17 protein-coding genes, 4 pseudogenes and 5 riboswitches are annotated in these 23920 nt (G+C 58.3%); of the genes and pseudogenes, 11 read left to right on the top strand and 10 right to left on the bottom strand.

Annotation, left to right across the window (positions count from 1 at the left end; all coding sequences use genetic code 11):
- The first annotated feature begins 2 nt into the window (after positions 1 to 2).
- Positions 3 to 326 (top strand): aspartyl/asparaginyl beta-hydroxylase domain-containing protein, encoded by a 324-nt coding sequence (locus tag GLX_RS17675; RefSeq protein WP_231850455.1) that lies wholly within the window; start codon positions 3 to 5, stop codon positions 324 to 326.
- 202 nt (positions 327 to 528) lie between these two features.
- Here GLX_RS17675 and GLX_RS15250 read toward each other — a convergent pair whose 3' ends face one another.
- Complete coding sequence (locus tag GLX_RS15250) at positions 529 to 1983, bottom strand: cobyric acid synthase (protein WP_014106887.1); 1455 nt, start codon at positions 1981 to 1983, stop codon at positions 529 to 531.
- Between the two features lie 4 nt (positions 1984 to 1987).
- Entirely contained in the window at positions 1988 to 2959 is a 972-nt protein-coding gene (locus GLX_RS19065) for a DUF6925 family protein (protein ID WP_227744510.1), read from the bottom strand.
- A 97-nt stretch (positions 2960 to 3056) separates the two neighbouring features.
- A riboswitch (cobalamin riboswitch) is annotated at positions 3057 to 3275 on the top strand.
- 119 nt (positions 3276 to 3394) lie between these two features.
- On the opposite strand from GLX_RS19065, the gene GLX_RS15240 reads away from it, so the two are divergent.
- The 6 genes from GLX_RS15240 to GLX_RS15215 all read left to right on the top strand — a co-directional run bounded on the left by GLX_RS15240 (position 3395) and on the right by GLX_RS15215 (position 10615).
- Complete coding sequence (locus GLX_RS15240) at positions 3395 to 5494, top strand: TonB-dependent receptor plug domain-containing protein (RefSeq protein WP_010516556.1); 2100 nt, start codon at positions 3395 to 3397, stop codon at positions 5492 to 5494.
- Between the two features lies 1 nt (position 5495).
- Positions 5496 to 6335 carry an ABC transporter substrate-binding protein gene (locus tag GLX_RS15235; protein ID WP_014106885.1) on the top strand — a complete coding sequence of 280 codons (840 nt, stop codon included), beginning with the start codon at positions 5496 to 5498 and terminating at the stop codon, positions 6333 to 6335.
- A gap of 17 nt (positions 6336 to 6352) precedes the next feature.
- Entirely contained in the window at positions 6353 to 7339 is a 987-nt protein-coding gene (locus GLX_RS15230) for a FecCD family ABC transporter permease (protein ID WP_407927274.1), read from the top strand.
- On the top strand, positions 7336 to 8094 hold the full coding sequence (locus GLX_RS15225) for an ABC transporter ATP-binding protein (protein WP_014106883.1): 759 nt from the start codon (positions 7336 to 7338) through the stop codon (positions 8092 to 8094). Before GLX_RS15230 ends, GLX_RS15225 begins: the two co-directional genes overlap by 4 nt.
- 68 nt (positions 8095 to 8162) lie before the next feature.
- Positions 8163 to 8400: riboswitch (cobalamin riboswitch) on the top strand.
- Positions 8401 to 8436: 36 nt separating this feature from the next.
- Positions 8437 to 9519, top strand: a complete 1083-nt coding sequence (locus GLX_RS15220) for a uroporphyrinogen decarboxylase/cobalamine-independent methonine synthase family protein (RefSeq protein ID WP_014106882.1) — start codon at positions 8437 to 8439, stop codon at positions 9517 to 9519.
- A 7-nt stretch (positions 9520 to 9526) separates the two neighbouring features.
- Positions 9527 to 10615, top strand: a complete 1089-nt coding sequence (locus GLX_RS15215; RefSeq protein ID WP_014106881.1) for an aromatic ring-hydroxylating oxygenase subunit alpha — start codon at positions 9527 to 9529, stop codon at positions 10613 to 10615.
- A 70-nt stretch (positions 10616 to 10685) separates the two neighbouring features.
- On the opposite strand, the gene GLX_RS17655 is transcribed toward GLX_RS15215, so the two are convergent.
- The 4 genes from GLX_RS17655 to GLX_RS15195 form a co-directional block, all read right to left on the bottom strand.
- Positions 10686 to 11159 (bottom strand): DUF2147 domain-containing protein, encoded by a 474-nt coding sequence (locus tag GLX_RS17655; RefSeq protein WP_023524204.1) that lies wholly within the window; start codon positions 11157 to 11159, stop codon positions 10686 to 10688.
- A gap of 386 nt (positions 11160 to 11545) precedes the next feature.
- Positions 11546 to 11780, bottom strand: a riboswitch (cobalamin riboswitch).
- Between the two features lie 193 nt (positions 11781 to 11973).
- Positions 11974 to 12459, bottom strand: coding sequence for a hypothetical protein (locus GLX_RS15205; RefSeq protein WP_014106877.1), 486 nt, complete (start codon positions 12457 to 12459; stop codon positions 11974 to 11976).
- Positions 12440 to 12955 carry a hypothetical protein gene (locus GLX_RS15200; protein WP_014106876.1) on the bottom strand — a complete coding sequence of 172 codons (516 nt, stop codon included), beginning with the start codon at positions 12953 to 12955 and terminating at the stop codon, positions 12440 to 12442. The genes GLX_RS15205 and GLX_RS15200 overlap by 20 nt, the downstream gene beginning before the upstream one ends.
- 235 nt (positions 12956 to 13190) lie before the next feature.
- Positions 13191 to 13435, bottom strand: a riboswitch (cobalamin riboswitch).
- A 128-nt stretch (positions 13436 to 13563) separates the two neighbouring features.
- Positions 13564 to 13804: riboswitch (cobalamin riboswitch) on the top strand.
- A 726-nt stretch (positions 13805 to 14530) separates the two neighbouring features.
- Positions 14531 to 15421 carry a LysR family transcriptional regulator gene (locus tag GLX_RS15195; protein ID WP_014106875.1) on the bottom strand — a complete coding sequence of 297 codons (891 nt, stop codon included), beginning with the start codon at positions 15419 to 15421 and terminating at the stop codon, positions 14531 to 14533.
- Between the two features lie 113 nt (positions 15422 to 15534).
- Here GLX_RS15195 and metE point away from each other — a divergent pair, with 113 nt between their 5' ends.
- Positions 15535 to 17829, top strand: a complete 2295-nt coding sequence (metE, locus tag GLX_RS15190) for a 5-methyltetrahydropteroyltriglutamate--homocysteine S-methyltransferase (protein WP_014106874.1) — start codon at positions 15535 to 15537, stop codon at positions 17827 to 17829.
- Between the two features lie 583 nt (positions 17830 to 18412).
- Here metE and GLX_RS18265 read toward each other — a convergent pair.
- Positions 18413 to 18610 (bottom strand): annotated as a pseudogene (locus GLX_RS18265) (hypothetical protein); the annotation flags it as partial.
- A 12-nt stretch (positions 18611 to 18622) separates the two neighbouring features.
- Here GLX_RS18265 and GLX_RS17640 point away from each other — a divergent pair.
- Positions 18623 to 19431 (top strand): annotated as a pseudogene (locus GLX_RS17640) (IS3 family transposase); the annotation flags it as partial.
- A gap of 223 nt (positions 19432 to 19654) precedes the next feature.
- Here the strand turns inward: GLX_RS17640 and GLX_RS15175 are convergent.
- A pseudogene (locus GLX_RS15175) lies at positions 19655 to 20602 on the bottom strand (transposase); the annotation flags it as partial.
- Between GLX_RS15175 and GLX_RS15170 the strand changes: the two are divergent.
- Positions 20597 to 20863: pseudogene (locus GLX_RS15170) on the top strand (integrase core domain-containing protein); the annotation flags it as partial. The pseudogenes GLX_RS15175 and GLX_RS15170 sit on opposite strands and share 6 nt — an antisense overlap.
- Positions 20864 to 20888: 25 nt before the next feature.
- On the opposite strand, the gene GLX_RS15165 reads toward GLX_RS15170, so the two are convergent.
- Together GLX_RS15165 and GLX_RS15160 are read right to left on the bottom strand one after the other, a co-directional pair.
- Positions 20889 to 21773 (bottom strand): iron-containing redox enzyme family protein, encoded by an 885-nt coding sequence (locus GLX_RS15165; protein ID WP_023524212.1) that lies wholly within the window; start codon positions 21771 to 21773, stop codon positions 20889 to 20891.
- 19 nt (positions 21774 to 21792) lie between these two features.
- Positions 21793 to 22701 (bottom strand): methyltransferase, encoded by a 909-nt coding sequence (locus GLX_RS15160; protein ID WP_014106869.1) that lies wholly within the window; start codon positions 22699 to 22701, stop codon positions 21793 to 21795.
- Between the two features lie 40 nt (positions 22702 to 22741).
- Here GLX_RS15160 and GLX_RS15155 point away from each other — a divergent pair, with 40 nt between their 5' ends.
- On the top strand, positions 22742 to 23821 hold the full coding sequence (locus tag GLX_RS15155) for an ATP-grasp domain-containing protein (protein ID WP_041247918.1): 1080 nt from the start codon (positions 22742 to 22744) through the stop codon (positions 23819 to 23821).
- Positions 23822 to 23920 lie beyond the last annotated feature (99 nt).

The raw sequence follows: 23920 nt of genomic DNA, 5'->3' as shown, positions 1-23920 counted from the left end.
TATTGCCCTGTCCGAAAAATGGGGACCACCTCTGCTGGATACGGATAGACGATCAAACGTTATGCTGGCAGGATGGAAAATGTATCCTGTTTGACGACACATACCCTCATGAAGTCCAGAACAATACATCGGATCATCGGGTAGTGTTGCTTATCCAGTTTGAACGGCCCACATACGGAGTTGGCCGTCTGGTTCAGGGTATGTTTCTCAAGGTCGTTCGTCGTTCGGCATTCGTGCAGGAAGCCAAAAACAATCTTGCACACTGGCATGCCCTCCATCATGAGATGGCCCGGACAGAACGCCAAACCAGCGGACTGACTGTTTGATCCAGTCATGGTAACAACGGGAAGGCGCAGAATGATAAAGTGTAAAAAGTGCGGTGCTGATTTTTCATGTCAGCCTGAAGGTGCGTGCTGGTGCATGGAAAAGCCCCGTGGCCTGCCGGTTCCGACGGATGATCAGGCAGGGTGCCTCTGTCCTGTTTGTCTGGATGCCCTGACGAACCAAGGCCCTGAGACCGAAAGAAGATCATCTGGCAATAGCCAGTAACCCTTCAATATCCAGACTGCTTTCCATGGTGGAAGCAACGGTTTCAAGGGCGCGTTCCACCCGCGCTGTGTAATCCAGTCCATCGGAGCGTGCGCCCCATCTGTCCAGCCATGCCGCGCGTTGGCCAGTCATGTCAAACAGACGGTGCACATAGCAGCCTGCAATACGACCGTCCGGGCTTATTGCTCCGTCCAACCGTCCGTCGTCGCATCTGATTAGGGGCATGACCCGGTGATGTGATCGAACTGTTTCCCCACAATGAATTTCGTAGCCACTGAATCGCGCGCTATCGGAAAGCGTCATGCCTGAAGTCTGGTTGATCTGCTTGTCACGGGTCAGAACGGTATCAACCTCCAGAAGTCCAAGTCCTGGTATCGTGGTCGGGTTCCCTTCTATTCCGTCGGGATCATTTATGGTCTGTCCCAGCATCTGATAGCCACCGCAGAGACCGAATACATATCCACCCCGCCTGACGTGTCCCGCCAGATCAATATCCCATCCCTGCCGCCTGAAAAATTGCAGGTCTGCTATTGTCGCCTTGCTACCAGGAAGGAACACGACATGCGCGGACGCGGGAAGGGGCTGCCCGGGCCGGATCCGTGTGATCTTTACATGCGTTTCACCTTCCAGCGCATCAAGATCATCGAAATTGGCAATGCGGGGCATAAGGGGGACGGCTATCTCGATCCGTGAGGCCGCGGAACAGTCAACATCTTCAGGAATACTGTCTTCAGAAGGCAGTTCACGTATACTGTCTATCCAAGGAAGAACGCCAAGCCCCTTCCAGCCGGTAAACTTTTCTATGAAGTCATACCCAGATTGGAAAATGCTGGCGTCTCCCCGGAGGCGATTAACGATGAATCCCTTGATCAACTCACGGTCATCTGGATCAAGAACAGCATGGGTACCGGCGAGTGACGCGATAACGCCGCCCCGGTCTATATCGCCGATCATGACGACCGGAACATTCGCGGCTCTGGCAAAGCCCATATTGGCGATGTCGCCCTGACGTAGATTGATTTCCGCCGGGCTGCCCGCGCCCTCGACAATCACGAGATCGGATTGGCTACATAATGTCCTGAAGGCGGTCAGAACCTCGGGCAGGAATGCGGCCCGGCCACCGATAAAACTCGAAGCGTGCAGGTGTCCTTTTGCGCGTCCACGGACGATAACCTGCGCTGTATGATCACTTTCCGGTTTCAGAAGGACCGGATTCATAAGGGTGGAAGGGGCAATACGGCAGGCCTGCGCCTGAAGTGCCTGCGCCCGACCGATTTCACCTCCATCTACCGTCACGGCGGCATTGTTCGACATATTCTGGGGCTTGAAAGGCCGGACCGTCAGGCCACGGTTAGCGAAAACCCGGCATAAACCTGCCGTCAAAACGGACTTTCCGACATCGGATCCCGTGCCCTGCAACATGATCGCTGTCATGGAATCAGCCGCAGTCCGTAGCGCTCTTGATCGTGTCGGCAGGCACAAATCGCTCCATGCCTTCGTGACCCCAGGCTGCCATGCGAAGCAGTTCGATATGCATGCGCGCGCGACCACGTCTTGTAGCGGGTATTTTCAGATTTTCCGGTGTTCCATGTTGACGAACATGGGCCTGGAATGTGCCTGAAACCTGCAGGTCTTCCTCCATGCCGAATTCCTCAAGCAACGGCAGAAAGGATAGATCGGCAAGCCGGTCATAATCATGGGAATCATCATCGGACGGTCGGAACGGTGCCGCCGGATGAAGTGTCAGGAAAGGCTGCCAGCCTTCCGGAATGGGATCGAGGGCGGAGCAGGGTCGTTTCAACCTCACCAGTTTTGGCAGCAGGTGGGTATGGGCGCCGAGCGGAGAGTCTCCATCAGGTGCGGGAACGGGTTGGTAGACCTCCAGTCTGCCAGCAGGTGAAAGCATGACCCTGTGGGGCTGGACTTCCATCAGAAGCGCAAATGCTGCTGTGACGACGGCCAATGGGTCATCCGTGTCAACAGCAAGGGCTTCGACCAGGCGGGCATTTTCTGTCCTTACGCACATCCGGACCCGGCCCACGCCAATTCCAAGATCAATCAGCCACGCATCACGATCCTCTGGTCGGACAGCGTCCGCATCCTTTCCCAGAACCTTCAGGGTATGCTTCGCGGTCAGTTGTAACGGGCCGCATAACGCCATGCTATGCCGCCAGCGTCTGCCTTTTCCGACGAGAGAGTCCCACGCAAGGGCATGCAAGGGTTCGCTGGGACTAATGCGTATGGCACCGCGTTGGGTGACGATCTCCAACCCGTCAGGACATGGGGTGAGGCAGACCCTATCATCCGGAACATGATGGAATTCGCCGATCGCACCAAATGTTCCAATGCTCCAGCCGTTACGGAGATCCAGCGCCAGTGAAGTCAGCATGGAGGGCGTGATACGTTTCATCGGAAATATCCTGTGATTCATCAATCAGGCTGAAAATAACAGCAATCCTGACAGGATACTGAAAGATTGAATGCGGGTTGACAAGAACACCCCATCCGATCAGAATCGTTCCGACGGTGTCCCCTTTCGGGGGGATGAAAAGGGAACAGAGTGCGGATTGCGATCCAATGCTCCGGCTGCCCCCGCAACTGTAAACGGTCTGTCCTTGCATTACCGGATGTCATGATCCGGGCCACTGGAAACCGCGGTTTTCCGGGAAGGTTGTGCAGGACGCTACGCCGTGAGCCAGGAGACCTGCCGTCATGATGGTTGCGACCGGGAACTGTCGGGCGGGGTGTCCTGACGGTGTGGTGTTACAGGATTCCGTGCAGATCGGAAATCCTGTGGCAGCGCGCTCTCGTGGCAACGATGATGTGACCGCGAGACCTGAACCAGATGATCCTATTCCGTAATCTGCTGATTGCTTCCACCACGTTGATGACCATGGGGGTTGTAGTGGCGCGTGCCGATGATTCAGTCAGACAGCACGCGCCGCAAAAACAGTCCGCCAACCAGTACGTCATCGAGAATAAAAAATCGAAAGCCGTTGTTTCGTTGGGGGATACGGGTCTTCCCGAACTGATCAGCGTCAGTGCCGCCCGTCGGCCGACCTCCACCGATGATATCGGCACCAGCATGACCATCATCACGGAAAAGCAGATCCAGACCCAGCAGCGGCGCAGCCTGACGGATATTCTGGCACGCCAACCGGGCCTGAACGTGGTCCAGACAGGCGGCCCAGGGGGCACGTCATCCATTTTCATGCGTGGTAATAATTCCAACGAGGTCAAGGTCCGCCTGGATGGCATGGACATCAATGACGGAAGTTCCACCAATGGCATGTTCGATGCCGGTCAGTTTGTAACCGACGGCATGGGCCGGATCGAGATACTGCGTGGGCCTCAGAGCGGCCTGTACGGCGCCGACGCCATGGCGGGGGTTATCGACATTACCACGGCACAGGGGCAGGGCCGTTTCAAGCCGTTTGTCCGTATCGAAGGCGGTGGGTATGGTACCTTCAATCAGACCTTTGGCGCACGCGGCAGCAAGGGACGTTTTCATTATAATGTAGAATTCTCCCATTACCGGATGGACGGGTTCAACAATATCCCTTCCTATATCGAGCGTTATTATGGGGCCAACCGGCAGCAGCGGCATGAAGGCAACCGGAATGACAACCGTGGCGTCAATATCAGGCTGGGTTATGACGTCACCCATAATTTCGATCTTGGCCTGACCGCACGGCTGATACAGAGCAATTATCATTCCTACTCTCTGTATGACCTGCAAAGTGAAAATCTGTATGGTGATAAGGGTGTGCGGGAACAGAACAACCAGAACGAGGCCATCGTGCGCGGGACGGCCCATCTGGTTTCCTTTCACGGGCTTTTTGATCAGGTGCTTGGCCTTGGCTACATGACCAACCGCAACCGCTGGACGGAGACGGGCACGAGTTACGGCAGCCCGGTCAATCCAGACCCGGATTATTACCGTTCCAGCCGACTTAAGGTGGACTGGCACGGCACGTTCAATTTCAAGCAGTATGGCCAGCTTCTGATCGGTGCCGAACATTTCCATGATACGTTCAATACCAGCCATACGGCCTCAAGCATGTGGGACAGCGGATACGATACATCCGCCAGCATGGATACGACCGCAGGTTACGGGCAGTATCAGGGGAACTGGAACCATATTCTGTATGGTGCGGCCAATATTCGCTATGATGCCAATTCGCGCTACGGCAACCACGTGACATGGCGCGTGGCCCCGGCAATCCATGTGCCGGGCACCGGAACCATCATCAAGGCCAGCGCCGGTTCCGGTTTTCATGGTCCTTCGCTGTATCAGTTATTCGCAAATCAGGTGGGTGTGGGTTATTCGGAAAAGGGCAATCCCAACCTGAAGGCGGAACAGTTGATCGGCTATGACGCGGGTGTTGAGCAGAAACTGCTGCATGACCGTCTGAATTTCGGCGCAACCTGGTATGACAACCGGGTCAGGAACCTGATCCAGTCCTCGCTTTCGATTGATTCATCATATGACTACAACTACTCATACGCCAATGTGGCGAAGGCGCGGATGTATGGTGTGGAAGCCTTCCTGAACTGGAAGGCGCTGAGCAATCTGGAATTTAACCTGAGCTATACCTGGACCCACGCCCGGGATGAGACGAACGACGTCCAGTTGCAACGCCGTCCCCAGCACAAGTTCAATTTCAATACGACATGGACCCCCATTCGCGACCTGACCTTTTCGGGCAATATCCTGTATACTAGTGGCTGGCGTGATCTGCCGGTTATTGGCAGCGAGTCCTGCAGCACATGCGCCAAGGGGCATGGTTATTTCACCATCGACGTGGCTGCCAATTACAAAATCAACCGCTACGTTTCCGTCTATGCCCGCGCCGACAACCTGCTGAACCGCCAGTTCGAGGACCCCATCGGCTATCTGCAGCCTGGTCGCGCCGGTTATGGCGGCTTCATGCTGAATTATTGACATGAAAAGCGTGGTCGCAGGGATGATGGCGGGTTTCCTTGCCTGTGTCCCGTTGGCACCGGCATGGGCTCTCCCGCGCGTGGCTTCGCTTAATCTCTGCACCGACCAGTTGTTGCTGCTGCTGGCCGAACCGGGCCAGATCGTCGGTATTACGCCGCTCGCCCGGGATTGCTGGAGCGCGGTGCTGTGCGAACAGGCACGACAGGCTCCCGTATTGCGACCCACGGCGGAAAGCATCGTGGCATCCCATCCCGATGTCGTGCTGGGTGGCATCTATACCGCGGCCGTCGCGATGCAGGCGGGGCGGGAAGGGGGCGCACAGGTTGTAGCCCTGCCACCCGCCAAATCCCTGACGGATATTCCGGTCCAGATCATGACGGTCGCCAACGCCATCGGCGTTCCTGAGCGTGGGCAGCAACTGGCTATGGCCTTTGCCACGCGCCTGGCCTCCCTTTCAGTCGAGCGCAGTGCCACCGATCCTACGGCGGCCGTCTATGCTGCCAACGGCTTTGTCACCCATAAGGGCTCGCTTCCGGATGATGTCCTTGCCCATGCCGGCTTTCGTAATTACGCAACGATCATGGGGCACCAGTCATCTTCCCGTTTTTCCATGGAACTGCTGATTGCACGGCCACCCGATCTCCTGATCCTTGACCGTTCGGGGAAGGGAACGTCCCTTGCACAGTCCATGCTGGATCACCCGGCGTTGAAGCAGGCCTTTGCCGGGCCGCATCATCTGGATCTGCCCGCACGGCTTTGGTTGTGTGGCCTGCCACAGACACTGGATAGTGTCGTCATGCTGCGTAACGCACGGCACAACCTTGAAATGTCCGCCCCATGAAACCTGCCCATCAAACCATGCTGCTGAACGTCATGCTTCTGGCTGGTGTCATGGGGCTGTTTGTTACCTCGCTCATGTGGGGAGAAACCCGCATCATGTTTTCACATGCACTGGAGGACCTGCTGGCCGGGCGGCATACCGCAGGCGCGATCATTGTGGAGCGCCTGCGCCTGCCGCGTACCCTGCTGGCCATCCTGGTGGGCGGGACGCTTGGCCTGTCGGGGGCGGTTCTGCAGGGCTATCTACGCAATCCGCTGGCCGATCCCGGCATCCTGGGGGTATCAGGTGGAGCGGCACTTGGGGCGGTCAGCGTGTTCTATACCGGCCTCATGCAGGTGTCCATCGCGGCCCTGCCGCTGGGTGGGCTGACGGGGGCGCTGTGTGCGGCGGCCGTGCTGATGGGACTGGTGGGACGTGGTGGCACGCTGGTGTTGCTGTTGGCGGGGGCTGCACTCAGCAGTTTTGCCGCAGCCCTGACAGCACTGGTGCTGAACCTTGTGCCCAGCCCCTATGCGTCATTCGAGATCATGCACTGGCTCATGGGGTCGTTGACGGACCGGACCTTTACCCATGTCTGGATCTGCTTGCCGGGTGTGGTGTGTGGCACGCTGCTCATGCTGTCCGCGGGGCGTGCGCTGGATGCGCTGACATTGGGGGAGGATGTGGCCGCAAGCCTTGGCTTCCAGCTGCATGGCCCGCGCGGCGTCCAGACGCGTATCGTGCTGGGCGCGGCGCTGGCCGTGGGCTCATGCGTGGCGGTTTCAGGAGCGATCGGCTTTGTGGGACTGGTGGTGCCGCATCTGTTGCGGCCGCTTGTGGGATTCCAGCCGTCGCGGTTGCTCTTGCCGTCATTTCTGGGGGGAAGTCTGCTGCTGCTGCTGGCGGATATGGTGGTACGTCTGGTGGCGGTCGGGCCTGAACTGCAACTGGGCGTGCTGACCGCGCTTGTCGGGGCTCCAATCTTCTTCGCCCGCGTCATTATGCTGAAAAGAACCGTGTCATGATCCTGCTCCAGGCACGCGACGTGTCGCTCCGGCGCGGGGATCGGGCTGTTGTTTCGGCCGCGTCACTGACTCTTGCGAAGGGGCGGGTCATTGGCCTGGTCGGGCCGAACGGCGCAGGCAAAAGCACCTTCATGCGTCTGCTGACGGGGCTGGAGACTCCCGACTGTGGGGATGTCCGGCTTCTTGATCGCGACATGAGCCAGATCCCACCCGCGCTGCGTGCCCGACAGCTTGCTTTCATTCCGCAGGATGGGGGGACGCCGCCACCCATGCCGGTGCGTGCGCTGGTCGCGCTCGGACGCCTGCCGCATGGGCAGGCGGGCGATCATGCCGTCCGTCACCCGGCGGTGGGCCACGCCCTTGATGTCACCGGCTTGCAGGACCTGTGCACCCGTCCGGCCAGCCACCTGTCAGGCGGGGAGCGGGCTCGCATGAATCTGGCGCGTGCGCTGGCGACCGATACGCCGGTCATACTGGCGGACGAGCCGATCGCTGCACTCGACCCGGCGCATGCCCTATCCATGATGCAGCTTTTCCGCCAGCAGGCAGGGCAGGGAAAGGGGATCGTCGTCGTGCTGCATGATCTGGTTCTGGCGACCCGTTTCTGCGATGAACTGGTGCTGATGGATGATGGCGCCGTCATCCGCCATGGCCCGGCCCTGCAGGTGCTGGATGATGATATCATGCGCGTCGTGTACGGCGTAACGGTCCGACGGGTCGAGGACGCGGTCCTTCCGTGGTCCCTGTGCCGCTAACGTGTGCGGCCCGCTGGGACATCCTGCCCATGACACCTTGCGTCCGGCCGCCCGGTTCGGGCACAATGTTGTCTTATCAAGTCGATGGTCCCACGCGAGTGGGTTAATAGGGAACGCCGTCACGCTCCGGCCGGGTCATGAACCCGGGAGCCAAGTCGGAGGCTGCTCCCGCAACTGTAGGCGGTATGCCGCCGGTTCATTTCACCCGGACGGGGTGAGTCACTGTTTCCGAAAAGGAAATGGGAAGGCAGAACCGGCTGGCCATGATCCGTAAGCCAGGAGACCTGCCATCGTCATATATCAAGCCGTCGGACGGGATGTGCCGAAGGCGGGAGAAGCTTAATGCCGGTATGGCAGAAAGCCGCGTGCCATGATGGCACGGCCGAAGGCGTGCCTGCGCGCCAGTATTCCATAGATCACTTCCCGAATACCGCCAGACTGCTTACGGCGACACTTGGTTTTCCCGATGCTGATGAGATGCGTGGGGTGCGATGCCAGCACGCGGCAGGCATTTCCCATATCGCTACGGCCAATAGCCCATGGCGGGACAGAGTCGTGCAGACTGCCCGCATGTTTGGCGTGGGCACCGACAATACAGTCACAGCCTGTGATCCGATGCACGGCAATTACAGAAAGCCCATCCTCAGACCGGGGCAGGCGTTCCATCTTGCGCGCAACTGGCCCCGCGACGCATTTCTTGCAGCGGAACAACTGGGTATCAGCACCCGGCCTGTTCTGCTGGGGCCGGTCAGTTTCCTTGCGTTATGCGGCATGACAAAGGGAGACAGTGTCGGCCAGGGACTGATGCGCCTGCTACCCGCCTATATTGAATGCTTCGAACAACTGAACAACGCGGGATGCTTCTGGATCCAGATTGATGAGCCAATCCTTGCCCATCCTGGCCTGCCCGCAGCCACGCTGACCCATATGGACGTTGCTTGGCATGTCCTCAGTGAAGCATCAAGGGCCACGTCACTTGTTCTGGTCGGGGGCGGCGGGGGCTTCGGGCGACATCTTCCTTTTGTGCTGCAGCTACCTTTTGGCGGCCTGCATGTGGACGTTGTGCATGGCTATCGCGATTTCCCGTATGTCCTGCAGCATTTCCCGGCGTATCGCTGGCTCTCGCTGGGGCTGGTCGATAGCTGCAGCGCGGCGCCTACCCACATCGGCATGGCGCACGGCATCGTGGAACAGACGCTGCGTTCGCATCGGCCGGATCGTCTCATGATCGCGCCATCGGGTGCGTTAAGTGACAGCAATGCCCTGACCGATCCGGACATTACGAACGTCCTGCCGCAAAAAATGTCCGAAATCGTGGCCGTGGCCAGCCGACGCACGATAGCACGTCGCAGCGCATCCATCCGCGACTTTTGCGAAAATGATATCCGTTTTGTCCCATGCGCTGATAACAGCGTGAGACATTGAAAATATCATGACAGGAAATACATCGGAAGCAGCCATCCCGGATGGGGCTGCTTCGCCACATCCGGATATCCGTCGTGTCCGCAGCAATCCGGATTTCTGGTATCCGGTTGCATGGTCGCGTGAACTTCGTCGGGGCAGGACAATTGGCGTACGGTACGCGGGGCAACCCATCGTGGTGGTCAGGCCCGAGGCCGGGGCCATCTTTGCGCTGGATGATGTTTGCCCCCACCGGCAGTTACCACTCAGCAAGGGAGAAGTGTGTGGAGATTTCATTCGCTGTGCATACCATGGACTGAAATACAGTCGGCGTGGCCAGTGTTTTTCCCCCGGCATGAAGCTGGAAAATGAACCGCCACGACTGCGGACATGGGCATGCCGGGAGAAGGATGGCCTCATCTTTGTGTTCATGGGGGATCTGGAAAAATCCGATAGCATTGCGCTGCCGGACTTTCCGCGTGTCCGTGACCCCCATTACCGTACCCGCCGGTTTGGAAAAGTCGTGCAATGTCACTACAGCTTCATGCATGAAAACCTGATGGACATGAACCACCAGATCCTGCACAGCCGACTGGTCGGAGGCATGAAACCACGGTTTCTAGGCATGGATCGGGGAGAGGATTTTGTGGAGGCCCGCTATACCTTTGCCCGCACGTCTGGCAGGCAGCCGCTGAGCGAGGCTCTGATTTACGGGCAGCGTCGCAAGGATGGCCGGGATTTTGCCTATCGGGATGTCATGACCATCCGCACGCAGTATCCCTATCAGACATTGCGGATCGAGACGGAGGGGATTGATGAACCGGTCATGGAACTGTGGATTGCATATGTGCCACAGGACCGGGAAGAATTGATCAACCGGGTATTTGGCCTGCTCTCCATACGCAGGTTGAAAATACCATTTTTACTGGATCTGGCGTGGCCGCTGCTGATCGCCTTTACGGAGCGTGTTTTCACAGAAGATCGCGAAATTGTTGAACTGGAGCAGCAGGCCTGGCGGGAGCAGGACGGCGACCGGAATCAGGAGGTCTTTCCAGTTATCATGGCGCTGCGCCAACTGCTTATCCAGAATGGTATGCCGTCCCAGAAAGACGTAGGATAATAAACTGATAGATGCCCATGCCCCGTCTCAAGGCGCATGGGCATCTTCTCCTGACCAGGCACCACGCAGATCAGGTGCTCATTTTGCAGTTCGGGCCGATATGACCGCTATAAGGAAGCCATGTCTGTGTCTGTCCGAACATCGGAATCCCGAGATAGCCCCGTAACTTGAGTTGTCCGGACTGGTTAACCCACATGCGCGCTTGATACACATGATTGGTATTGGGGTCGAGAATGGACCCGTTCCACCGGTCTGGTTGATCCGGATCCGGCACGAAGTCCCGCAGCATGGGCAACCCACATTCCGAACGGCCCGTCTGGTCGCGTGGGATGTCATCACTATAGTTCAGGCCAACCAGCTTTCCACACAGATGGTCGCCACACCGTGTGATCTCGAAAACACCCTTGTGATTTCTGGTGACCCATTGCCCCAGAACGGCGGGCGGAACTGTTGTCGCTGGAGGAACTTGTGCGTGAACAGCAGCCCCTCCAATCATGATACTGAGTATTAGCGAGACACAGGTTGCTTTTTGCGCAATATTCATGATGTGTCTTTCGTCGCTTCGTACATGACTAAAATTATGGGACATCGGCGGATCTATCGGGGAATTCGGATCGAAAAGCGCATGATTGATGCCCCGAGATGCGCGCCATGGGAATGAGCGGCGAGGGTGCTATCTACGCCATGGACGTTTTCCATGATAGCCTTGTCGCGCCTGCTGCCCATTGCTGCACCGGCTTGAAGGGCCCAGTAAGGGTCTTCAGCAACATGCGGGCGTCCCGTGCCGGTTGTCAGAAACGCGCCGGTCCCGCGATGCTGCATCACGATGTTTCCGCCAGAAACAGGAAACATGGGGGGCATTGATCGGCCGCATTGGTCTTCCCATGACGCATGGGAAATCTCCTGCCTTCGGTGCATCCCGCCCGACGACGTGGTTTGCAGACGATGGCAGGTCTCCTGGCTCACGGATCATGGCCAGCCAGTTCATGCCTTCCCATTCCCCAAGGGAAACAGTGGCTCACCCGCAGGTGAACGAACTGGTGGCATACCGCATACAGTTGCGGGAGCAGCCGCTGACTGGCTCCCGGAACAGAATTGTCCAGCCAGAGCGTTACAGCGTTCCCTTTTAACCCGCTCGCGCGGGGCCATCATCAATCAAGGGTCTCATTCCATTATGCGCGAAGTGAGAGGAACGCCCAATTCCTCGAAACGCGATGCCGGCCTGCATGGAACGAAGAGCTTGTTGATGCCAATCAAACTTGTCGCTCCGATCCAATAAGTGTAGGTCACTCAGTGTCTTCATCTTCGAAACACGCGGGCGGGGATACGCGCCCGCGCGTTAGCCACTATGTTGTCAATCAGGCGTTCGGGCTTGATGCGCTATACAAGTGCATGGCGGCGTCACGCGCGCCAATTGTCCATTGCGCGGAAATATAGGCCTGAAGCAAGGCCATGAGCGCCTCGACCCCGTGCGTGTCCGATAAATCGCGGGCTGTATCCACATAGGCGAGAGCTTCTAATAGCAGGGGCGAAAACAGTTCCTCAAGATAGTCGCCCCGCGCCTTCGGCGCAGCGGGTAATCGGCCAGCGGAAGGTACCAGACGTAGGAATGTTTCAAATCCATCCGCACGAATGCGGTCTTCCGGATTGGGGGCAGGGAGTTCAGTCTTGGCTATTGCCTGAATTACATCTTCCCGCAGAGGTGCGGATTCCATAAGGCGGGATACCGAGACAGAACGCTGACGTCGCCGCTGTTGTATGAGAATAAAATCAGGCGAAGGGACGGGAGAGGCCATTTTTCGTTTCACCGGGAATCGGAGCGGATTAACTGGAAAGATCTGCATCGGACAGGCCTTCCTGCGTCAGGAGGCGAGCATCCTCGTCACGCCATGCCGCGATTATGTCTGGGTTCTGACTGAGCCATCCAATTCTCTCGGCACAATATACAGGAACTCTGAATTTCTGACCGCGCTGATTGTTCAGGATTGTTCCTGTCTGGTGCAGGCGCCCGTCTCGTGTCCAGAAAAGACGCTCCTGGTTGGTGATCCCCAGAATCCGTCGAACCTGTCGCGGCGTAAACGGACGAAAAGACAGCGCGGTGATCTGTTTTTCCACCGAGCTGGCAATAGCCTCCAGAGCATCTGTCCTTTCACGCATGATGGCGGCTATAAAGCGGGCGAAAAGCTGCTTTACCTCTGGCAGACGCAGGCGAAGGGACGAGGATTGATCCAGACAGGCCGCAATAAGCATCCGAATTGCAACAACCGGCTCTGGCTCCGTAATGGTCGCCATTAGGCGCGACGCAATGGAAGGGGGTACCATGCTCATATCTGTGTTCATGGATATTTCTTTTTATCAGAATAAAACGTAGGTACCTGTGTCCTGGGGTCAGGAAAGTACATGCGAATTATAAGCCGCAGGCCGCGAGGTCTGTTGCTAAGGTTGCCTTACGAAGCCGGGATTCATTCAAGCACAGGCTAACGATCCGCATACATATGGAGGCTTGATAGATATATCGATACGCAAAAGAACGCGTCATAGCTGATCTCCTGCCACCGGTCGGTCCCGCCCGGTAGCACGGTTTGCGACGGTAGCAGGTTTCCTGGCTCACGGATCATGGCAGCTCGGTCCTGTCTTCCCACTCCCTTACTGGAAGCAGTGACCCATCTGATCGGACATCAGATGATCGGATCCGGCTACATACCGCCTACAGTTGCGGGCGCAGCTACCGACTGGCTCCCGGATCATCGCAGATCCCGCCAGAGCTTACGGTATTCCCTATTAATCCGCTTGCGCGGCACCACCAGACATAAAAGCTGGTCGCAATATGCGTCAGATTTCGTGATCTACGCAATATGGATTTTCCAAAAAACCTGCGATGACAGAGCATGGTATCCTTCACACAGACGGGAAGCTGGCAGGCTTGCACTGCTCGCGGGCGTGCGTCACACTACCTCTACATCAAAGGCCCCGTGCGAACGGGTTAATAGGGAACGCCGTGCGTTCTGGCAGGACTTATCAGGGTCCGGGAACAAGTCGGTGGCTGCCCCCGCAACTGTAAGCGGAGAGATACCGGATCGTATGTCCTTTTAACAGGACTCGTCACTGGCTATGCTCAACAGGCCGGGAAGACAGAACCGATATCAAGGACCCGTAAGCCAGGAGACCTGCCTTTGTGACGTAACCAGTTCTATCGGGCGGGGCGCCCGACAGACGGAGTGGCGATCATGTCTTCTGTTTTATCTGCTGCGTTCCTCATCCAGCGTGTTCTTTCCTGACCAGTTCTGAAGAATTACATCCATTGGCCAATGGCGTGTCGCGGGTCTAATCCCGTCAAACGCTACAAGGGGAACATGAGAAATGCGTACATATTTTGGCGGCAACCAGCGAAATGGCACAGGTCGATCTTATTTCGGATCGGAGAGCCTGACTCCCGCACAAAAACGGGCCATTCTGTCCCTGCCGAAAGACGGGGGGTATGGAACCTTGCTGGATGGAGGAAGCATCAGATCATCTCTCGTACTGATGGGCTTTATTGCAGGTGGATGTTCTGCGCGATGGGGGATGGGGCGTTCCCGCCTTACCGCACGCGGTCGGGAACTGCGACACAAACTCGAAGGCTGCGGATCTTAGAATCCTGTCGGCAGTATGCGTTGTGAGATAGGAACAGAGAATTTCTACGATACAGAGATCGCCGACCGGTTGGTCCACGGACAAATTTTCAGCGTTCACCATGACTTTATTTCGTGTCTCCGTCGTGAACTCCGGGACAGGAGAAAGACGCATCGACTCACCTGTCGGCACTAAAAAAGTGACTGCGTCAGGCACGGATCACGCTATCCATCTGTCGCCAGGTCCAGCAGTGCTTATCATTTTCTATTCTTTTTGACCCCGTACAGTCAGGCATGTCTTGACTCACTGATTCATACCCGCGAGTTCTATAAAATCGCGTAAATATTGAATGTCTTCATCCGTCTCGCGATGACCAAGAAAGATCTGTTTCGCAATACCGTTTATACCAAGTTTAACAGGATAAAGCTCAAAGCGAGAGGCATATTCTTCGACAAGCCATCGTGGAAGTGCTGCAACACCGCGGCCATGTGATACCATGACAAGCATGATATCGGTCGTTTCTATCTGCTTCTGCTGTCGCGGGGCTATGCCTGCGGGTTGCAAAAACTGCGTATAGATATCGAGGCGCTCTGACGGTACGGGATACGTAATCAGTATTTCGCCAATGAGCTGATCTGGCAATATATACTGGGCATCTCGCAAAGGATGATGGGGGCCTACAACCAGCACCAGTTCATAGTCAAAAACCGGCGTAAATTTAAGGCCTGGCTTGTAGAGCGGATCAGGGGTCACAAGAATATCGATCTCGTTGCTGAATAGCGCACCTATTCCGCCAAACTGAAATTTCTGGCGCACATCTACATCTACCTTGGGCCATCTTGCCAGATAGGGCGACACTACTTTCAAAAGCCATTGATAGCAGGGATGACACTCCATCCCGATGCGAAGCGTTCCGCGCTCGCCAAGGGCGAACTGTTCAAGCCGATCTTCTGCCAGCGTGAATTGTGGAAGGAGACGATTGGCAAGAGACAGGAGCCACTCTCCCGCCTGAGTGAGCACGAGAGAGCGTCCTTCACGTTGCCATATCTTCACGCCAAGCTGGCTTTCCAGCTTGCGGATGGAATGACTAAGCGCAGGCTGGGTCAGATTGAGGCGCGCTCCTGCAGCCGTCAATGAGCCTTCGCGCGCAACTTCCTGAATGATCGCCAAATGGCTGCGCTCAAGAATACTCATGTTCTACGCACCATATATGATTGCCGTTTATACATCTATGAAAACATATCATTTTTCTTCATATATCCGAAACCCTATCTTCCAGAAGCCATACATCATCTGGATAAATCTTCATGGTTACGACCCATAATCTCGGCTTCCCTCGCACCGGCTTCAAACGTGAACTCAAGTTCGCGCTTGAAGCTTACTGGAAAGGCCAGTCTTCCCTCGCCATGCTGGAGCAGGTTGGCACGGAACTACGCGCACGCCACTGGCGGGATCAGGCTGGTCTGGATCTCGCACCGGTCGGTGATTTTTCCTTTTACGACCAGGTGCTGGACATGAGCTTCATGCTCGGAAACCTGCCCACCCGTGTGCGTGACTTCCATGGTGAACAACTCGATAATTACTTCCGGGTTGCCCGCGGTCGCTCAGCAGCGGTTGCTGAAGAAAACACCGGATGCTGCGGCGGTGTCGCCGCCGGTGAAATGACTAAATGGTTCGATACAAACTATCATTATATCGTTCCGGAATTTGATGCCGAGACGACGTTTACCCTTGATGCTTCGCGGTTGCTGAGCCAGTTGGACGAAGCGCGGAAGCAGGGTATCCGGACGAAGCCGGTCATTATCGGCCCGATAACCTATCTTGCACTCGGTAAGGCCAAAGATGGTTCGGACAAGCTGGATCTGCTGCCGCGACTGTTGCCCGTATATGCCAGACTGCTCGATGCGCTTGCTCAGACGGGTGCCGGATGGGTGCAGATCGATGAGCCGGTTCTGGTAACGGAACTGGATGCATCGTGGCAGAACGCTTTCGTGCAGACCTATCAGGCGCTTGATACCCGCCGGGTCAAACTGCTACTGGCCACGTACTTCGGTCAGCTGCGCGAAAATCTGGCCCTGGTGAGCAGGCTCCCCGTGCAGGGCGTGCATCTCGATACCATTAATGCGCGGGAGGAGGTCGCTGAACTGGTAAAGACGAGCCCGCCAGATCGGATAATTTCCCTCGGGATCGTCAATGGCCGAAATATCTGGAAGACGGACCTGGAAGCGACGCTGGACTGGCTGGAACCTGTGGCAAAGCTGCTGGGAGACCGGCTCTGGATCGCGCCGTCCTGTTCCCTGCTGCACGTGCCTGTGGATCTGGCGGCCGAAGAGAAGATGGACGCCGAGATCAGCTCGTGGCTGGCTTTTGCCGTGCAGAAGCTGGACGAAATCCGCGTGCTGGCCCTTGCTCTTGACCGGGGGCGTTCTGCTGTGACGTCAGAACTGGTTACCAATCGGGCTGCGCTGGACTCACGCCACAGTTCGCCCCGCGTAAACAATCCGGATGTAAAAAAAGCCATTGCGGCCATCACTGAATCGCTTGGCCGTCGGATGAGTGAATTTGGGGCTCGCGCAGCAAAACAGGCCGCGCTGCTGCAACTGCCGCTTTACCCGACCACCACCATCGGCTCTTTTCCCCAAACTAGAGAAATCCGTCTCGCGCGCAGTCAGTTCAAATCCGGAAAAATTGACGAAGGAACATATAAGGCAACCATGCGTCGTGAAATCGAACATGCGGTGCGCGAGCAGGAAAAGCTGGGTCTGGACGTGCTGGTCCACGGCGAGGCGGAACGCAACGACATGGTCGAATATTTCGGTGAGCAGCTTGAGGGGTATGTGTTCAGCCAGAATGGATGGGTTCAGTCCTACGGTTCGCGCTGTGTGAAACCGCCGATCCTGTTCGGAGATATCAGCCGCCCCAAGGCAATGACGGTAGAGTGGATCAGCTACGCAGCATCCCTTACCGATAAACCAATGAAAGGCATGCTGACTGGGCCAGTCACGATTCTTAACTGGTCCTTTGTCCGAGATGACCAGCCGCGCTCGGCCTCATGCTTTCAGCTTGCGCTCGCCATCCGGGATGAGGTCCTGGATCTGGAAAAGGCTGGCATTCGCATCATCCAGATCGACGAGGCTGCCTTGCGTGAGGGCCTGCCGCTGCGCAAATCGCAATGGCAGGACTATCTGACGTGGGCGGTGGAGGCCTTCTGCATTGCAGCCAATGGTGTCGCTGATGAAACCCAGATCCACACACATATGTGTTATTCAGAGTTCAACGACATTATCGCCGCCATTGCTGCCATGGACGCAGACGTTATCACCATTGAAACCTCGCGCTCCGACATGGAGTTGCTTGATGTCTTCGAGACGTTCAACTACCCGAACCAGATTGGACCGGGGGTCTACGACATCCACTCACCCAACATCCCCACCGAAGCGCAAATGGTTACTTTGATGGAGAAAGCGAATGAGCGCATTCCAGCACAACGTCTGTGGGTGAATCCGGATTGCGGGCTCAAGACGCGCCAGTGGAACGAGGTCATCCCGGCACTCGTCAATATGGTACGCGCGGCCCGCACGCTGCGGGAGAAGTCGGCCTGAACCGCGGACTACACGTGGCGGACGCTGCAGTCGGGTGATTGTATCAAAGCTGTGACCATTCCCTGACGATAACATGAGAGACTGGTCGCACGTCACCGGAAAGCAATGCGTCTGACCGGCTCTCGCTATCAGGGACCGGGAAGACGCCCGGCATAGCTTTCGTCCATTCGTACTTATCGGTACAAAGCCATTGTTGGCATAACAAATATTATAGAACGTCTTGTGTTCTAAGATAGAGAGGGTACGATATTTCCCATGAGACGGCAGAACTAATCTCCCCCGCAGATTTGGAGCGTGTCTGACCATACCCGGCCTCTGGCTGTGTGGTCCAGGATCATCTTACGCCATTCCACTAGCAGGTGATCGGCAAGCATAAATCCGCCTTAAATCAGGAGTGAACCGTATCGCGACAAGGGCGGGCATGTAGAGCGTCTGCCGAATATAAGTGCACTCACGGCTTATGAAGCTTTTCCCTGCTGCGCGCCCGACTGGCGTGGAAAAGGCGGCATTCAGGCAAGAGAGCCGCAGCCTGCGTTTCGTCCATGGCTCCAAGTTCAGGCATATCGCCAAGAAGCGTTTGTTACCGCCACGGATCAAGGTATCCTGCTGCTTCCGCATGCATCCATCCTATCTTGCGCGGTTCGTTGCCAATCAGGACATAGAGAAAGGCACACATCGACATCGCAACGCGTTTCTGCGTAAACAGCGGCGCGATCCGCTCCTTTGCTGCCCGTGACCCTGCCCCCTGAAATGCCCTCGATTTGAAGTAAGGTCTGTCCATAGGAGACAGACGATGAAGGAAGCACGTTTCACGCAGGAGCAGATCATCGGGATCCTGAAGGAGCATCAGGCGGGCGCTACGGCGGCCGATCTGTGCCGCAGGCATGGGATCAGCGATGCGACCTTCTGCACGTGGCGATCGAAATACGGCGGGATGGAAGTGTCCGAAGCGCGGCGGCTCAAGGCTCTTGAAGAGGAGAACGCGAAGCTGAAGCGGCTTCTGGCGGAGAGCGTGATGGACGTCTTGACCCTGAAGGACCTGCTGGCAAAAAACTAGTGACGCCCGGTTTGCAGCGGGAGGCCGTGACCTGGGCGATGACTGAACGGGATTACTCGCAGCGGCGAGCTTGCCGCCTGATCGGCATGGACCCGAAGACGTGGCGCTGTGCGTCACGCCGCCCGGATGATGCCGAGGCGCGCAGTCGGCTGCGCGATCTTGCGGGCGAACGAGGCCGGTTCGGCTACCGGCGCCTGCACATCCTCCTGAAGCGCGAGGGAGTGACCATGAACCACAAGAAGCTGTTCCGGCTGTATCGCGAGGAAGGACTGTCGGTCCGCAAGCGTGGCGGCCGGAAACGGGCAATGGGCACGCGCTCGCCAATGATGCTGCCCGAAGGTCCCAATCAGCGCTGGAGCCTGGATTTCGTCTCGGACGCGCTGAACAACGGACGGCGCTTCCGCGTGCTGACAGTGGTGGACGACTACACGCGGGAGTGCCTGGCGCTGGTGGCGGATACGTCGCTGTCAGGCGAACGGCTCGGCCGCGAACTCGACCGGATCGGGGAACATCGCGGCTTTCCCATGATGATCGTCAGCGACGACGTCCTATATCGGGAAGCATCCGGTCGATTTGGCAACACGTCTCCATCGGCAGTTTGCACTGTCGTTGAAAAATACTGCAAGCAAAAACCAGGCGGTCTCCACCGCAAAATAAAGGTGCTCCCTGCCATAGCAAACACAGAGTCCAGATCGGCGTGATGGCGCCGTGGCTCTAACCGTCCTGAAGATGGGATGCGATAACCCAGGTGGAGGACCCAAACATTGTCTACAGGGTCGCTGAAGCGCCCTCACGGCACTGAGTGAGAGGGGTTCCTCCACCTGGAACCGGCCCCTCAACAAAGGGCCGGTAATCGTCACCGCGTTTAATGATCGCGTGCACAACGCGTCCCATCTTTGCGGTGATGGCTGTGAACGCCTTGCGGCGCAGGTCCGGATCATGCCGGTCCCTGGCCACATAGCGATCGAACTTGTCACGGAAGCTGTTCTCGCGCTGACGAATGGCGGCCTGAGCTGCCATCCACAATGTGCGGCGCAACCGAGCATTGCCGCGCTTGGACAGCTTCGTTTTGCCGCGATACTGACCCGACTGGTAGGTGGACAGATCCAGACCGCAGAATTTGAGAAATTGCCGATGATGACGAAAACGTCTCAGATCGCCTGCCTCGGCCAGGATTGTCAGGGCATGGATCGGCCCGATGCCTGGCACCTGCTGCAGACGCCGGAAATCGGCATGCTCGCCCAGCAGTTCGATTGCCGCGACCTCAATGTCGTCGCGCTGGGCAATCAGGCGCCGTGCCTCTCCCAACACCAGCCTGAACATCCTGATCGCAGGAGCATCCGGGGCAATCGGCAAGGCGATGGATGTCTGGGCTGTTTCCCAGATGTCGCCAAGTAGACGAGACTTGCTGACCTTGCGACCGACGACGTCCCAGGCTGCCGCGACAAACGCATCCTTGCCGAGCGCCGTGATGCTGGCCGGAACCGGGAATTGCTCGAGCATAGCGAAAAACCAGTCGCTGCGGGTATTGCCCCTGAAACGCTCGATCTCCGGAAAATAAAGCGGCAGATAATGGGTAAGGATCCGGTGCTGGACCTCAGTTTTGGCACGGAAAATCACCTCGTGCGTAACGGACAATTCCTGAACGTCATTGATCCTGTTGGCCAGCGGATCGTGATACGGTTTGGTTGCACCGATCTGGAGCATGTGCAGGAAAGACGGTCGGTGCTGTGGCACTACATCGCACCAGGCAAGCCGCAGCAGAACGGGTTCATCGAAAGCTTCAACGGCCAGTTCCGGGACGAATGCCTCAACGAGCACCTGTTCCGAAACCTCGTCCACGCTCGGACGGTCATCGACGCCTGGCAAGCCGACTATAACGTCGTCAGGCCCCACACCAGCCTCAACGGCATGACACCAGAAGCTTTCGCCCAACACACCAACAAGGTATACAACAACCCACAGACCCTAACTTAAAACTGAGGGCACGCTCGGGGTAGGGTCACTTCAGGCCCAGATGATCCCGATAGCTGCGAAAGCAGGCCGCGCCACACTCCAGCCGCATCAGCGCCCCTTCGGCGATGGCCGGGGCACGACGCGGATCTTCCTCGATCAGCGGAACGATAACCTCCGCGTTCCACGCCGCGGAATGACGCACATCCAGCACGGCATGCAGGTCGAAATAATGCCGGTCATCCGGTTGTACGCCCAGTCGCTTCAGCCCGGCCGCAACCATGGCGGCCCGGCCCGGCGCGGTCAGTTCGATCACGCCCAGCGCGCCGATGCACTGAAACGCCAGATGCCGGTGACAGGCCAAACCGGCCATGGCGTTGGCCAGGGCCAGCGACTGCCAGACCGTATCCTCCGGCCGGGGCCGCAGCCCGAGGGCATGGACCAGATGCGCCAGCATCGGCCCGTGCATGCCGGCTTTCCGGCCATGCCCCATTTCATCCCAGTAATTACGCGCCAGTTCCAGCTTGGGGCGCGTTGGCATGCGCACCTGCACCAGCGCCGTCAGGTCCTCGAAACCGGCTTCTCCCGCTGCTTCCTGTTCCACAAACCAGCACATGGCCGCACGCGGCGCTTCATGCGCCAGCCAGGGGAACAGCCGGTCGCGCTGTCCGGGACCGGTTTGTTCCAGTCCCTCAAACCATGCAAGGAATGCCGCAGGCTCCCGGGGCGCCCGCGCGGCGCGTGGCGCAACCCGCGCACGCAGCGCGCGCAGAAAACCGGCTTCCCCCGCCAGCAGGCGGGGCAGGTCCACACCTGCCCTGCCGTCCTCCTCCGGCAGGCAGGGCGTCAGGCGCAGGCGATTGAGCCTGGCCAGGGCCAGATGGAGATCCCGCTGCGTCCGTTCGATACTGTCGCCAGCCACGATATCGTTCATTGGGGCCATTCCTGTCCTGCTATCGCTGTATCACGGTCAGGCAGATCACGGCGATCCGCTCTGCCACGGATAACGGGCCGCCTTCCAGTTCCTCGCCAAATACATCCGGGTCGAGTTCACTGGCCGCCCACGTGAAATCCCTGCCATCCAGCAGGGCCGCCACATCGCGCAGGAAAGGGTTGTCCCCATCAATGATCGCGGTCCCGGTATACAGCAGCAATGTCCCGCCGGGCGCCAGCCGCTCCATGGCCGTCCTGACGACCGCCAGCGACAGCCCCTCCCCCAGCCTGCCGCCACCGTTGCGGTACAGTCGGCAACCGGGGTCCGGCAGGTAGGGCGGATTGGAGAGGATCAGGTCGAATTCACCCGCAAGCCCCGACAGGAGATCACCCTGCCACGCCCTGATGCCATCAACGCCCGCAATACGCGCATTGATGCGCGCCAGCCGCAGGGCACCGGGGTTGATATCGACCATCACCACCTCGGTCCCCGGACAGGCCTGCGCGACCATGATCGCACCGAGGCCCGTGCCGCAGCCAATATCCACCGCCCGCACGGGCGGCGGGGCGGAGCGCAGATGAGCCGCCAGCACCGCGCCGAACCGGTAGCTGTCCGGGCCAAAAAATACTGCATCCTCGGCGTCGGTGGGAAAGGCGGAATGGAAGAACCCGTTGCCCCCCAGCGTCGAGAACCGGAACCGGCTGCGCCAGGCCCCGTTATCAGCAACGAGCATCCCCGCCTCCATCGCCTGCGCGAAGAGGGGCGCGGGCAGCGCATCACGCCGGAAAGACCGGCTCCAGCCAAAAATATCGACGGGGTTCGCTGCCCACCCATTGCCCGGCCGCGCATTGACACGGCGCTGGGTCTCTGGCGTGGGGCAGACGAACCTGTAGCCTGATCGCAACAGCGTGATGCCCACCTGTTGCATTGCGTGATCCCGAACTGCCGCGGGGAAGATAGGATTGTCCATGATGAAGCCCCAACGCAGCACGAATGACGCCTGTTCCCACCATGCCAGCAACGGCTTTGGCGCGATGGAACGGCTCCCGAAGCCGGTATTGTGTATACCCCTTGTCCTGCAGTGGCTATGGCTGGGGCTGCGCTACCGCAGCCTGACGCTGCCATCGGTCGTCAACCCGGCGATCGAGACCGGGGGACTGGCTGGCGAATCAAAAGCCGCCTGCCTAGCCCGGATCAGCCCGGAGCACGCGTTATGGGTCGCCCGCACCGTCCTCGTCTCTCCCGCTGACATCCCGGCGGCAGCGTCCATGGCGCGGACACTGGGCTACCCGCTGGTTGCCAAGCCCGATATCGGCTGGTGCGGCCATGGCGTGCGACGGATCGATACCGTGGATGGGCTAATGGCCTACATTGCGGCCTTTCCCCCCGACGCCAGCTTCCTCTTGCAGGAATTCGTGCCCGGCCCCCTTGAGGCCGGGCTGTTCTACTACCGTGGCCCGACCGAAGCCCATGGCCGCCTTATCGGTCTCGCCATCCGTCATTCCCCACAGGTCACGGGCGACGGCGTGCGTTCCATCGCGGCCCTGATGGCCGCGGACCCACGGCTGTGTTCGCGGATCGGGCATTACCGGCGCGCCCTCTCCACCAGAGGGATTGACCATGTTCCGCCGCGTGGCGAACGCGTCATCCTTGGCACGGTCGCCTCCCTGCGGGTGGGCGGCCGCTATGAGAACGCCATGCGGCTGAATACCCCCGCCCTTGAAGGACGCGTCGATGCCATAGCCCGCTCCATGAACGGCTTCCATTTCGGTCGCCTGGACGTACGTTTTGGCAGCGAGGCGGCCCTGCAACGCGGAGAGTTCCGGATTATCGAAATCAATGGCGCCGGTTCCGAAGCCATCCAGTTCTGGGACCCGACGCTGCGCCTGCGGGATGCCTATCGTGGCGTGTTCGCCAAGCAGGACGCCCTGTTCGCGCTGGCGGCCCGGATGCGGGCCGATGGCGCGGTCCCGATCAGCGCCATGGCGCTTGCCAGGGCATGGTGGCGGCAACTCAGGCTGATGCGGCGCTATCCTTCGTCCAATTAGTTCATATGGGTTGCCCCGGATCATGATCTGGAACCCGGCCCTGCGCCTGCATGGCCCTGATCGGCACTGTCATGCCACGACATGTGATACCGCCGTCTC

The organism is Komagataeibacter medellinensis NBRC 3288 (assembly GCF_000182745.2).
GTDB lineage: Bacteria > Pseudomonadota > Alphaproteobacteria > Acetobacterales > Acetobacteraceae > Komagataeibacter > Komagataeibacter medellinensis.
The sequence above is the reverse complement of the archived record's forward strand: the minus strand, read 5'-3'. Positions and strand labels throughout refer to the sequence as shown.

What these genes read in the sequence shown, in the direction of transcription:
- GLX_RS15250 (WP_014106887.1), bottom strand. Translation starts at nt 1,983, where the DNA reads ATGACAGCGATCATGTTGCAGGGCACGGGATCCGATGTCGGAAAGTCC.
- GLX_RS19065 (WP_227744510.1), bottom strand. Translation starts at nt 2,959, where the DNA reads ATGAAACGTATCACGCCCTCCATGCTGACTTCACTGGCGCTGGATCTC.
- GLX_RS15240 (WP_010516556.1), top strand. Translation starts at nt 3,395, where the DNA reads ATGATCCTATTCCGTAATCTGCTGATTGCTTCCACCACGTTGATGACC.
- GLX_RS15235 (WP_014106885.1), top strand. Translation starts at nt 5,496, where the DNA reads ATGAAAAGCGTGGTCGCAGGGATGATGGCGGGTTTCCTTGCCTGTGTC.
- GLX_RS15230 (WP_407927274.1), top strand. Translation starts at nt 6,353, where the DNA reads ATGCTGCTGAACGTCATGCTTCTGGCTGGTGTCATGGGGCTGTTTGTT.
- GLX_RS15225 (WP_014106883.1), top strand. Translation starts at nt 7,336, where the DNA reads ATGATCCTGCTCCAGGCACGCGACGTGTCGCTCCGGCGCGGGGATCGG.
- GLX_RS15220 (WP_014106882.1), top strand. Translation starts at nt 8,437, where the DNA reads ATGCCGGTATGGCAGAAAGCCGCGTGCCATGATGGCACGGCCGAAGGC.
- GLX_RS15215 (WP_014106881.1), top strand. Translation starts at nt 9,527, where the DNA reads ATGACAGGAAATACATCGGAAGCAGCCATCCCGGATGGGGCTGCTTCG.
- GLX_RS17655 (WP_023524204.1), bottom strand. Translation starts at nt 11,159, where the DNA reads ATGAATATTGCGCAAAAAGCAACCTGTGTCTCGCTAATACTCAGTATC.
- GLX_RS15205 (WP_014106877.1), bottom strand. Translation starts at nt 12,459, where the DNA reads ATGCAGATCTTTCCAGTTAATCCGCTCCGATTCCCGGTGAAACGAAAA.
- GLX_RS15200 (WP_014106876.1), bottom strand. Translation starts at nt 12,955, where the DNA reads ATGAACACAGATATGAGCATGGTACCCCCTTCCATTGCGTCGCGCCTA.
- GLX_RS15195 (WP_014106875.1), bottom strand. Translation starts at nt 15,421, where the DNA reads ATGAGTATTCTTGAGCGCAGCCATTTGGCGATCATTCAGGAAGTTGCG.
- metE (WP_014106874.1), top strand. Translation starts at nt 15,535, where the DNA reads ATGGTTACGACCCATAATCTCGGCTTCCCTCGCACCGGCTTCAAACGT.
- GLX_RS15165 (WP_023524212.1), bottom strand. Translation starts at nt 21,773, where the DNA reads ATGAACGATATCGTGGCTGGCGACAGTATCGAACGGACGCAGCGGGAT.
- GLX_RS15160 (WP_014106869.1), bottom strand. Translation starts at nt 22,701, where the DNA reads ATGCAACAGGTGGGCATCACGCTGTTGCGATCAGGCTACAGGTTCGTC.
- GLX_RS15155 (WP_041247918.1), top strand. Translation starts at nt 22,742, where the DNA reads ATGATGAAGCCCCAACGCAGCACGAATGACGCCTGTTCCCACCATGCC.